The organism is Streptococcus oralis (assembly GCF_026782375.1).
Lineage (GTDB): Bacteria > Bacillota > Bacilli > Lactobacillales > Streptococcaceae > Streptococcus > Streptococcus oralis_CL.
This window is the reverse complement of sequence record NZ_JAKUWJ010000001.1, coordinates 602906-615145: the sequence shown is the minus strand read 5'-3', so window position 1 is coordinate 615145 and position 12240 is coordinate 602906. Positions and strand designations below refer to the sequence as shown.

Genomic DNA, 12240 nt, shown 5'->3' with positions numbered 1-12240 from the left:
TACAGTAAGAAAGGTAAGTTAAAAATGAGAATTGCAATCGGATGTGACCACATCGTAACAAATGAAAAAATGGCGGTTTCTGAATTCTTGAAATCAAAAGGACATGAAGTCATTGACTTTGGTACTTACGATCATGCGCGAACACACTACCCAATTTTTGGTAAAAAGGTAGGGGAAGCAGTTGTTAGCGGACAAGCTGATCTTGGGGTATGTATCTGTGGTACAGGTGTTGGTATCAATAACGCTGTTAACAAAGTTCCAGGTGTACGCTCTGCCTTGGTTCGTGATATGACAACAGCACTTTATGCAAAAGAACAATTGAACGCCAACGTTATTGGTTTCGGTGGTAAGATTACTGGTGAATTGCTCATGTGTGATATCATTGAAGCTTTCATTAATGCTGAATACAAGCCATCTGAAGAAAACAAAAAATTGATCGCTAAAATTGAGCATGTTGAAACTCACAATGCTCATCAAGCAGATGCAAACTTCTTTACAGAATTCCTTGAAAAATGGGATCGCGGTGAATACCACGACTAAGAGGTGACCTATGATTTTAACAGTCACAATGAATCCGTCCATTGATATTTCCTATCCTTTGGATGAGTTGAAGATTGATACTGTCAATCGTGTGGTGGATGTAACAAAAACAGCTGGCGGGAAAGGTCTCAATGTTACGCGAGTTCTTTCAGAATTTGGTGATTCTGTTGCTGCTACTGGTTTGGTCGGTGGTAAACTTGGTGACTATCTAGTAGAAAACATTGACGTTAAAGTAAGTAAACGTTTCTTCTCCATTCAAGGAGAAACTCGTAACTGTATCGCAATTCTGCACGGAGATAACCAAACGGAAATCCTTGAAAAAGGACCTGAAGTTCTGGAACAAGAAGGGCAAGATTTCTTGGCTCATTTCGAGAATCTTCTTGACACTGTAGAAGTAGTAGCCATTTCAGGTAGTCTTCCAGCTGGTCTTCCAGTTGACTATTATGCAAACTTAGTGAATCTTGCTAATAAAGCAGAGAAAGCAGTTGTTCTAGACTGCTCAGGTGCAGCTCTTCAGGCGGTTCTTGAATCACCACACAAACCAACAGTAATCAAACCAAATAACGAAGAATTGTCTCAGCTTCTAGGAAGAGAAGTTTCTGAGGATTTGGATGAATTAAAAGAAGTTCTTCAAGAGCCTCTATTTGCAGGGATCGAGTGGATTATCGTTTCACTTGGTGCAAATGGTGCTTTTGCAAAACATGGTGACACTTTCTACAAGGTAGATATTCCGAGAATTCAGGTAGTCAATCCTGTCGGATCTGGTGATTCTACTGTTGCAGGTATTTCATCAGGCCTTCTTCATAAGGAAACTGATCAAGAACTTCTTATCAAGGCCAATGTCCTTGGTATGCTCAATGCCCAAGAAAAGATGACAGGTCATGTCAATATGGCCAACTATCAAGCTTTATATGATCAATTAATAGTAAAAGAGGTATAAAATGGTTTTAACAGAAAATAAACGTGCATGCTTGCAAAAACTCTCTGACGAGAACGGCATTATCTCAGCTCTTGCCTTTGACCAACGTGGCGCTTTGAAACGCCTCATGGCTCAATACCAAACAGAAGAGCCAACAGTCGTTCAAATGGAAGAACTCAAAGTCTTGGTTGCAGATGAATTGACAAAATACGCATCATCTATGCTCCTTGACCCTGAGTATGGTCTTCCAGCTACAAAAGCGCTTGATGCCAATGCTGGTCTTCTCCTTGCGTATGAAAAAACTGGTTACGACACAACAAGCACCAAACGCTTGCCTGACTGTTTGGATGTTTGGTCTGCAAAACGCATCAAGGAACAAGGCGCTGACGCTGTCAAGTTCTTGCTTTACTATGACGTAGACAGCTCTGACGAACTCAACCAAGAAAAACAGGCCTACATCGAACGTATCGGTTCTGAGTGTGTGGCGGAAGACATTCCATTCTTCCTTGAAATCTTGGCTTACGATGAAAAGATTGCGGATGCAGGTTCTGCAGAATACGCAAAAGTGAAACCACACAAGGTTATCGGTGCTATGAAGGTCTTCTCAGACCCACGCTTTAACATCGATGTCTTGAAAGTAGAAGTTCCAGTCAACGTCAAATACGTTGAAGGATTTGGTGATGGTGAAATCGTCCATACTCGAGAAGAAGCAGCAGCCTTCTTCAGAGCACAAGACGAGGCAACTAACCTGCCATACATCTACTTGAGTGCGGGTGTATCAGCTAAACTCTTCCAAGAAACCCTTGTCTTTGCCCACGAATCAGGCGCAAACTTCAATGGAGTTCTTTGCGGCCGTGCAACCTGGGCTGGATCAGTTGAAGCTTACATCAAAGACGGTGAGGCAGCAGCTCGTGAATGGTTGCGTACAACAGGATTTGAGAACATTGACGAACTCAACAAGGTTCTTCAAACAACAGCGACTTCATGGAAAGAACGCGTGTAATAAAACCATTAAAGACTGAAATTAAAGACTGAAATTTTAATACTTACAAAAATCCCCACCAATCGGTGGGGATAGTTTTATGGTTTAGAAAGAATGATTTTTGTTTGTCTCGAAAGTTGGTCGAAAGTTTCTTTGTTCAGTTTGGAATCTGAAACGATGGTATCAATCTCTGAGATATTGTAGAAGGTGTAAAAATCAAACTTATTAAACTTACTGTGGTCTGCCAGTAGATATTTTTTATTAGCATTATTCAAGGCGATGCGTTGTGCTTCGCCCTCTTCCTCACTGAAGGTGGCAATAGCCTTATCCTTGATACCATTACAACTTACAAAAGCCTTAGAAAACTGAAGGTTTGTCAAATTCTGCAAGGTAAGTGTCCCTACAAAAGCACCAGTGATCGAGCGATAATTTCCGCCAATCAAGATCAAATCTGTTAGCTTTCGTTCGTTTAGGATGAGAAAAACTGGAAGACTGTTTGTTACAACACGAATATTATCGATAGGGAGCTCACGAGCAAAACACTCTAAGGTCGTTCCTGGACCGATAAAAATAGTTTCTCCTTCGTCAATCAAACGACCTGCAAAACGACTAATTTCTTGTTTTTCAGCAATCTGTAAGCCTTGTTTTTCAACGTTTGACCGTTCGTTGTTTAAGAGAGAACCTGTACGAAGTTTTTCAGCACCACCATGCACACGGACCAGTAAATCTTTATCTGCCAATTCTTGTAAGTAGCGACGAGCTGTCATATCTGATACATCCAGACGCGTCATGATTTCTTTTACAGTAATGGTTCCTTTAGTATTCACTGTTTCTAAAATACTATCTAGCTTTTCTTGCTTTAGCATCCTTATCACCTCGATTTCTACTATCATTATCTTACCATAAAACGCTCAATATATCAAATAGAAAAAAACAAAATAAAACAAAAAACAAAAATATCATGGTTGTTTTAAACAAACCATGATATTTTGAATGATTGGCCAAATTAGTCTAAACCGTAGTTGTAATCTTCATCTTGCATAGCTTCAACTTCACCAAGGAGATAACCATTTCCGACTTGAGAGAAGAAGTCGTGGTTAGAAGTTCCTGTTGAAATTCCGTTCATAACGATTGGGTTGACATCATCAGCTGAATCTGGGAAGAGCGGATCTTGTCCTAGGTTCATAAGAGCTTTATTGGCATTGTAACGAAGGAAGGTTTTAACTTCCTCAGTCCAGCCAACACCGTCATAGAGGCTTTCTGTATAACCCTCTTCGTTCTCGTAGAGGGTGTAGAGCAGGTCGTACATCCATTCTTTAAGTTTTTCTTGCTCTTCTTCAGGTAATTCATTGAAACCAAGTTGGAATTTGTAACCGATGTAGGTTCCGTGAACAGACTCATCACGAATGATCAGTTTGATGATTTCCGCAACATTGGCAAGTTTGTTATTACCAAGGTAGTAGAGCGGAGTGAAGAAACCTGAATAGAAGAGGAAGGTTTCAAGGAAGACGCTGGCAACCTTCTTTTCAAGAGGCGTACCATTGAGGTAGATTTCGTTGATAATTTCTGCTTTTCTTTGTAGGTAAGGGTTGGTGTTGGTCCATTCAAAGATTTCTTCAATTTCAGCCTTGGTATTCAAGGTAGAGAAGATAGAAGAGTAAGATTTTGCGTGTACAGATTCCATAAACTGGATGTTGTTGAAAACAGCTTCCTCATGCGGTGTTCGGATGTCTGAGCGAAGCGCCTGAACACCTGTTTCAGATTGCATGGTATCAAGAAGGGTCAAACCACCAAAGACTTTTCCTACCAAGTCTTTTTCCTTGTTTGATAGTTTTCTCCAGTCGTCAAGGTCATTTGACAAGGGGATACGAGTGTCGAGCCAGAATTGCTCAGTTAGCTTTTCCCAAGTTGATTTGTCGATGACATCTTCGATGGCATTCCAGTTAATGGCTTTGTAGTAAGTTTCCATTTGAAATCTCTTTCTGTATGTAATAATGCGATTGTCGAATCATCTCTATTTTATCATAGTCTGAGAAGAGTATCGCACAAAAAGTCGGAAGACCGACTTTTTAGTTTTTCATAGTATTTAAGATACTTATCAAGTTTTGTATGATGGGGAACTTAATCAGTAGTCTGAGAAAATGTGGTTGCCCCAGATAAAAATTAAATCACACAGCTTTCACATTGGTTAGCACCGACTTCTCCACCGTCGTCTGTAAAGGTACGGACGTAGTAGATAGACTTGATACCCTTGTTAAAGGCATAGTTACGAAGGATAGATAGGTCACGTGTCGTTTGTTTGTTTTCCTTCTTCCATTCGTAAAGACCTTTTGGAATATCACTACGCATGAAGAGGGTGAGTGAAAGTCCTTGGTCCACGTGCTCTGTTGCAGCAGCGTAAACATCAATCACCTTACGCATATCCATATCGTAAGCAGAAGTGTAGTAAGGGATAGTATCTGTTGACAAACCTGCAGCAGGATAATAGATTTTACCGATTTTCTTCTCTTGGCGTTCTTCAATACGTTGCGTAATCGGGTGGATAGAAGCAGAAACATCGTTGATGTAGCTGATAGAACCATTTGGCGCTACAGCAAGGCGGTTTTGGTGATAAAGTCCATCTGCTTGAACCTTTTCTCGAAGTTCAGCCCAATCAGCAGCATTTGGAATAAAGACGTCTTTGAAGAGCTCTTTGACACGGTCTGATTTTGGAACAAATTCACCAGTTACATACTTGTCGAAGTAGCTTCCGTTAGCATAATCTGATTTTTCAAAGTTGTGGAAGGTGATACCACGTTCGCGGGCGATATTATTTGATTCCACCAAGGTCCAGTAGTTCATAAGCATAAAGTAGATGCTTGTAAATTCAACTGACTCAGGAGATCCGTATTCGATGAGTTGTTGCGCTAGGTAACTGTGAAGTCCCATGGCACCAAGACCAAAGGTGTGAGCCAAACTGTTTCCGTGGTCGATAGTAGGGACAGCTACGATGTGTGAACTATCTGTAACGAAAGTCAAAGCACGAACCATAGCACGGATAGAACGACCAAAGTCAGGTGAGGTCATCATGTTGACCACGTTGGTTGAACCAAGGTTACATGAGACGTCTGTTCCCATTTGAAGGAATTCTTGAGCATCGTTGATCAAGCTTGGTTCTTGAACTTGAAGGATCTCAGAACACAAGTTGCTCATGATAATCTTTCCATCGACAGGATTCGCACGGTTAGCCGTATCGATGTTGACTACATATGGATAGCCAGACTCTTGTTGCAATTTAGAAATTTCAGTTTCCAAATCACGCGCCTTGATTTTTGTCTTGCGGATATTTGGATTTGCTACTAATTCATCGTATTTTTCAGTGATATCGATATAGTTGAATGGCACACCATACTCAAGTTCTACAGAATATGGACTAAAGAGATACATTTCTTCATTTTTACGAGCCAATTCGTAGAATTTATCTGGTACCACAACACCAAGTGAAAGGGTCTTTACACGAACTTTTTCATCGGCATTTTCTTTCTTGGTTGAAAGGAAGGCGATGATATCTGGGTGAAAGACATTGAGATACACTACACCAGCCCCTTGACGTTGCCCCAATTGGTTAGAGTAAGAGAAACTGTCTTCGAAGAGTTTCATAACTGGAACGACACCAGAAGCGGCTCCTTCATAACCTTTGATAGGTGCACCCGCTTCACGAAGGTTACTGAGGGTAATTCCCACACCACCCCCGATACGAGAAAGTTGAAGGGCAGAGTTGATAGAACGTCCGATAGAGTTCATATCATCCGTTACTTGGATCAAGAAGCAAGATACCAACTCCCCACGACGAGCACGACCAGCGTTCAAGAAGGAAGGAGTAGCAGGTTGGTAGCGTTGGTGGATGATTTCATTGGCAATATCAATCGCAACAGCTTCATCACCATCAGCAAAATAAAGTGCGTTAAAGAAGACACGGTCTTCCATGCTTTCAAGATAGTATTCCCCATCGTTAGTCTTCAAGGCATATTGATTGTAAAACTTATAGGCAGCCATGAAAGACTTGAATTGGAAGTTTTGATCTTTAATAAATTGAGACAATTCTTCCAAGAATTCTGGGCGGTATTTTTTGATAAATGCTGTTTCAATGTAGTTGTGTTCAATGAGGTAGTTGATTTTATCAGTGATTGAATCAAAAACCATAGTGTTTGGAACAACATTTTCTTTAAAGAAGGCATCCAAGGCTTCTTTATCTTTATGAAGCATGATTTGTCCATTAACAGGACGGTTGATTTCGTTATTGAGACGGAAGTAAGTCACGTCCTCAAGATGTTTTAATCCCATAAAATTTCCTTTATCTAATTACAAAAGAAAGGCTTCTAAGTTAGCCCTAGAAGCAGTTTCTTCTGGATGATGTACTAAGATTATGCTAACTGTTTTAGTTTTCCTGGTTGGAAACCTGAAAAAACTTCAGTTGGTGTTTGGATAATAGGAGCTGCGGTGAAACCGAGCTCTTTAACTTGATCGATGTACTCAGGTTGTTCATCAAGATTAATCTCACGATAAGCCACATTGTTGCTGTCCAAGAAACGCTTGGTCATCTTACATTGGACACAGTTGTTTTTAGAATAAACGGTTACCATTTTCGTAACTCCTCTTTCAAAATTGATTACTTTCTTAGTATATCAGAAAAAAAAACTTTGTCAAACTTTTTAAACTAAATCTTGTGCTAAAAAGTTACAGTTTCAAAAACAAAGCACAATATATAGTGTTTTGTCAGAGTGTAAAATTGGGTTTTCATTGAACTATCAAAGTTTATCAAAACAAAAAAACTATATACTGTATATTGGTAAGATAAATAGAAGATTTTCAGCAAGTTATCAGAAAGGAAATAGAAGAAAGTCCATAAAACACTTGAAAAATTATCTAGAAGGTGATATAATACAGTCTTGTAAGGGTTATCACATATAATCCAAAAAAGAAATAACTAAAGGAGAGTCAAACTATGGCTTCTAAAGATTTCCACGTAGTGGCAGAAACAGGTATTCACGCACGTCCAGCAACATTGTTGGTTCAAACAGCTAGCAAATTTGCTTCAGATATCACTCTTGAGTACAAAGGTAAATCAGTAAACCTTAAATCTATCATGGGTGTTATGAGTCTTGGTGTTGGCCAAGGTGCTGACGTTACAATTTCAGCTGAAGGTGCAGATGCTGACGACGCAATCGCTGCTATCACTGAAACTATGGAAAAAGAAGGATTGGCATAAGGAAAATGACAGAAATGCTTAAAGGAATCGCAGCATCAGACGGTGTTGCAGTTGCAAAAGCATATCTACTCGTTCAACCGGATTTGTCATTTGAGACTGTTACAGTCGAAGATACAAACGCAGAAGAAGCTCGCCTTGATGCCGCTCTAAAAGCATCACAAGACGAGCTTTCTGTTATTCGTGAGAAAGCAGTAGGTACGCTCGGTGAAGAAGCTGCTCAAGTATTTGACGCTCACTTAATGGTTCTTGCTGACCCAGAAATGATCAGCCAAATCAAAGAAACAATCCGTGCCAAGAAAGTGAATGCAGAAGCAGGTCTGAAAGAAGTTACAGACATGTTTATCACTATCTTTGAAGGTATGGAAGACAACCCATACATGCAAGAACGTGCGGCGGATATTCGCGACGTGACAAAACGTGTATTGGCAAATCTTCTTGGTAAAAAATTGCCAAACCCAGCTTCTATCAATGAAGAAGTGATTGTCATTGCACATGACTTGACTCCTTCTGATACAGCTCAATTGGACAAAAACTTTGTAAAAGCTTTTGTAACCAACATTGGTGGACGTACAAGCCACTCAGCTATCATGGCACGTACACTTGAAATTGCTGCTGTATTGGGTACAAATAACATCACTGAAATCGTAAAAGACGGTGACATCCTTGCCGTTAACGGTATTACAGGTGAAGTTATCATCAACCCAACTGATGAACAAGCTACAGAATTTAAAGCAGCTGGTGAAGCTTATGCTCAACAGAAAGCTGAATGGGCACTCTTGAAAGATGCTAAAACAATGACTGCTGATGGCAAACATTTCGAATTGGCTGCCAACATCGGTACTCCAAAAGACGTTGAAGGTGTCAATGACAACGGTGCTGAAGCTGTTGGTCTTTACCGTACAGAGTTCTTGTACATGGATTCTCAAGACTTCCCAACAGAAGACGAGCAGTACGAAGCTTACAAGGCTGTACTTGAAGGAATGAACGGTAAACCAGTTGTCGTTCGTACAATGGATATCGGTGGAGATAAGGAACTTCCTTACTTCGATATGCCTCACGAAATGAATCCATTCCTTGGATTCCGTGCTCTTCGTATCTCTATCTCTGAGACTGGAGATGCTATGTTCCGCACACAAATCCGTGCTCTTCTTCGTGCGTCTGTTCACGGTCAATTGCGTATTATGTTCCCAATGGTTGCGCTCTTGAAAGAATTCCGTGCAGCGAAAGCAGTCTTTGACGAAGAAAAAGCAAACCTTCTTGCTGAAGGTGTTACAGTTGCGGATGATATCCAAGTTGGTATCATGATCGAGATTCCTGCAGCGGCTATGCTTGCAGACCAATTTGCTAAAGAAGTTGACTTCTTCTCAATTGGTACAAACGACTTGATCCAATACACAATGGCAGCAGACCGTATGAACGAACAAGTTTCATACCTTTACCAACCATACAACCCATCAATCCTACGCTTGATTAACAATGTGATCAAAGCAGCTCACGCTGAAGGTAAATGGGCTGGTATGTGTGGTGAGATGGCTGGTGACCAACAGGCTGTTCCACTTCTTGTCGGAATGGGCTTGGATGAGTTCTCTATGTCAGCAACATCTGTACTTCGTACACGTAGCTTGATGAAGAAATTGGATACAGCTAAGATGGAAGAGTACGCAAACCGTGCCCTTACAGAATGCTCAACAATGGAAGAAGTTCTTGAACTTCAAAAAGAATACGTTAATTTTGATTAATCGAAAAGTCCTTGCAACTCAGTTGCAGGGATTTTCTTAAAGAATTTTCAAGCCAATCTTTCTTGTATAAACCCCAATCCTGAGAAATTTGTGGTCAGAACAAAAAATGCTTAACTGGTTCATAAAATTCTTGACAAGGTGGAAATTTAGGAGTAAACTATTAACCAGTTAAGTAATAGAGAGGAGTTTCTTCAATTTAGAAATGAATTGCAAATAGAAATATTAAAAAAGAAAGAGAGTTTCGATGAAAATTAATAAAAAATATCTAGCAGGTTCTGCGGCAGCCTTGATTTTAAGTGTTTGTTCTTATGAGTTGGGATTGTATCAAGCTAGAATAGTCAAGGAAAATAATCGTGTGTCTTACGTTGATGGAAAACAAGCAGCGCAAAAAACGGAGAATCTAACTCCTGATGAGGTTAGTAAAAAAGAAGGCATCAATGCCGAACAAATCGTCATCAAGATAACAGACCAAGGCTATGTCACTTCACATGGCGATCACTATCATTATTACAATGGTAAGGTTCCTTATGATGCGATTTTTAGTGAAGAATTACTCATGAAAGATCCAAACTATAAGCTAAAAGATGAGGATATTGTCAATGAAGTCAAGGGTGGATATGTTATCAAGGTAGATGGAAAATACTATGTTTACCTTAAGGATGCTGCCCATGCGGATAATGTTCGTACAAAAGAAGAAATTAATCGACAAAAACAAGAGCATAGTCAACATCGTGAAGGTGGGACTCCAAGAAACGATGGTGCTGTAGCTCTGGCACGTTCGCAAGGACGTTATACCACAGATGATGGTTACATCTTTAATGCATCTGATATTATAGAGGATACTGGTGATGCTTATATCGTTCCTCATGGCGATCATTACCATTACATTCCTAAGAATGAGTTATCAGCTAGCGAGTTGGCTGCTGCAGAAGCCTTCCTATCTGGTCGGGGCAATCTGTCAAGTTCAAGAACCTATCGCCGACAAAATAGCGATAACACTCCAAGAACAAACTGGGTACCTTCTGTAAGCAATCCAGGAACTACAAATACTAACACAAGTAACAACAGCAATACGAACAGTCAAGCAAGTCAAAGTGATGACATTGATAGTCTTTTGAAACAGCTCTACAAACTGCCTTTGAGCCAACGACACGTAGAGTCTGATGGCCTTGTTTTCGACCCGGCGCAAATCACAAGTCGAACCGTCAGAGGTGTAGCTGTCCCTCATGGTAACCATTACCACTTTATCCCTTATGAACAAATGTCTGAATTGGAAGAACGAATTGCTCGTATTATTCCCCTTCGTTATCGTTCAAACCATTGGGTACCAGATTCAAGACCAGAACAACCAAGTCCACAACCGACTCCGGAACCTAGTCCAAGCCCGCAACCTGCACCAAATCCTCAACCATCTCCAAGCAATCCAATTGATGAAAAATTGGTTAAACAGGTGATTCGAAAAGTAGCTGATGGCTATGTATTTGAGGAGAATGGAATCTCTCGTTATATTCCTGCCAAGGAACTTTCAGCAGAAACTGCTGCAGCCATTGATAGTAAACTAGACAAGCAAGAAAGTTTGTCTCATAAACTCGGAGCTAAGAAAACCAACCTCCCATCTGGTGATCAAGGATTTTACAATAAGGCTTATGATTTACTAGCAAGAGTTCATCAAGACTTACTTGATAATAAAGGGCGCCAAGCTGATTTTGAGGCTTTGGATAAACTCTTGGAACGACTCAATGATACCTCAAGTGATAAAGTCAAGTTGGTGGATGATATCTTGGCCTTTCTAGCACCGATTCGTCATCCAGAACGTTTAGGAAAACCAAATGCGCAAATTGCCTACACTGATGATGAGATTCAGGTAGCCAAGTTGGCAGGCAAGTATACAACAGAAGATGGCTATATCTTTGATCCTCGTGATATCACCAGTGATGAGGGGGATGCCTATATAACTCCACATATGACCCATAGCCATTGGATTAAAAAAGATAGTTTGTCTGAAGCCGAAAGAGCGGCAGCCCAGGCTTATGCTAAAGAGAAAGGTTTGACTCCTCCTTCAACAGACCATCAGAATCCAGGAAATACGGAGGTTAAAGGAGCAGAAGCTATCTACAAGCGCGTGAAAGCAGCTAAGAAGGTACCGCTTGATCGTATGCCTTACAATCTCCAACATACTGTGGAAGTCAAAAACGGAAGCTTGATTATACCTCATTATGACCATTACCATAACATCAAATTTGAGTGGTTTGACGAAGGTCTTTATGAGGCTCCTAAGGGGTATTCTTTAGAGGATCTCTTTGCGACTGTGAAGTACTATGTCGAACATCCAAACGAATGTCCGCATTCAGATAGTGGTTGGGGAAATGCAAGTGACCATGTTCAAAGAAACCAAAATGGTCAAGCTGATAACAATCATACGGAAAAACCATCAGTAGAGAAACCTCAGACAGAAAAACCTGAGGAAGAAAAACCGCGCGAAGAGAAGCCGAAGAGTGAGAAACCAGAATCTCCAAAACCAACTGAGGAGCCAGAAGAAGAATCGCCAGAGGAATCAGAAGAACCTCAGGTTGAAACTGAAAAGGTTGAAGAAAAACTGAGAGAGGCTGAAGATATACTTGGAAAGATCCAAGACCCCATTATCAAGTCCAATGCAAAAGAAACTCTCACTGGCTTAAAAAATAACCTGCTATTTGGTGCCCAAGACAACAATACTATTATGGCAGAAGCTGAAAAATTATTGGCTTTGTTAAGGGAGAGTAAGTAGTCGTAGCAACATTTTCTAACTCCTAATAACAGGATAGGAGAGCTA

At 40.5% G+C, this 12240-nt stretch carries 10 protein-coding genes; 6 read left to right on the top strand and 4 right to left on the bottom strand.

Translation table 11 applies throughout. The annotated features are described in order from the left end of the window. Positions 1-24: 24 nt before the first annotated feature. Genes lacB through lacD form a run of 3 tightly spaced genes read left to right on the top strand, consistent with a single transcriptional unit; the run spans position 25 to position 2462 of the window. Positions 25-540 (top strand): galactose-6-phosphate isomerase subunit LacB, encoded by a 516-nt coding sequence (lacB, locus tag MK409_RS03065; RefSeq protein WP_045591451.1) that lies wholly within the window; start codon positions 25-27, stop codon positions 538-540. Positions 541-550: 10 nt separating this feature from the next. Further along, positions 551-1480, top strand: a complete 930-nt coding sequence (locus MK409_RS03060) for a tagatose-6-phosphate kinase (RefSeq protein ID WP_268705301.1) — start codon at positions 551-553, stop codon at positions 1478-1480. 1 nt (position 1481) lies between these two features. Continuing rightward, positions 1482-2462 carry a tagatose-bisphosphate aldolase gene (lacD, locus tag MK409_RS03055; RefSeq protein ID WP_268705300.1) on the top strand — a complete coding sequence of 327 codons (981 nt, stop codon included), beginning with the start codon at positions 1482-1484 and terminating at the stop codon, positions 2460-2462. Between the two features lie 77 nt (positions 2463-2539). Here the strand turns inward: lacD and MK409_RS03050 are convergent, their stop codons facing one another. The 4 genes from MK409_RS03050 to nrdH form a co-directional block, all read right to left on the bottom strand. Next, positions 2540-3307: a DeoR/GlpR family DNA-binding transcription regulator gene (locus tag MK409_RS03050; protein WP_268705299.1), complete on the bottom strand. Its 768-nt coding sequence runs from the start codon at positions 3305-3307 to the stop codon at positions 2540-2542. A gap of 140 nt (positions 3308-3447) precedes the next feature. Beyond that, a complete protein-coding gene (gene nrdF / locus MK409_RS03045; RefSeq protein WP_000451379.1) occupies positions 3448-4410 on the bottom strand; it encodes a class 1b ribonucleoside-diphosphate reductase subunit beta in 963 nt (320 codons plus the stop codon). A gap of 194 nt (positions 4411-4604) precedes the next feature. After that, complete coding sequence (nrdE, locus tag MK409_RS03040; RefSeq protein ID WP_268705298.1) at positions 4605-6764, bottom strand: class 1b ribonucleoside-diphosphate reductase subunit alpha; 2160 nt, start codon at positions 6762-6764, stop codon at positions 4605-4607. Between the two features lie 80 nt (positions 6765-6844). Next, entirely contained in the window at positions 6845-7063 is a 219-nt protein-coding gene (gene nrdH / locus MK409_RS03035) for a glutaredoxin-like protein NrdH (RefSeq protein ID WP_268705297.1), read from the bottom strand. 362 nt (positions 7064-7425) lie between these two features. Here nrdH and MK409_RS03030 point away from each other — a divergent pair, with 362 nt between their 5' ends. The 3 genes from MK409_RS03030 (at position 7426) to MK409_RS03020 (ending at position 12195) form a co-directional block, all read left to right on the top strand. Further along, a complete protein-coding gene (locus MK409_RS03030) occupies positions 7426-7689 on the top strand; it encodes a phosphocarrier protein HPr (RefSeq protein WP_000146948.1) in 264 nt (87 codons plus the stop codon). A 5-nt stretch (positions 7690-7694) separates the two neighbouring features. After that, positions 7695-9428 carry a phosphoenolpyruvate--protein phosphotransferase gene (gene ptsP / locus MK409_RS03025; protein ID WP_268705296.1) on the top strand — a complete coding sequence of 578 codons (1734 nt, stop codon included), beginning with the start codon at positions 7695-7697 and terminating at the stop codon, positions 9426-9428. Positions 9429-9672: 244 nt separating this feature from the next. Continuing rightward, positions 9673-12195, top strand: coding sequence for a pneumococcal-type histidine triad protein (locus tag MK409_RS03020; protein WP_268705295.1), 2523 nt, complete (start codon positions 9673-9675; stop codon positions 12193-12195). Positions 12196-12240: the final 45 nt, after the last annotated feature.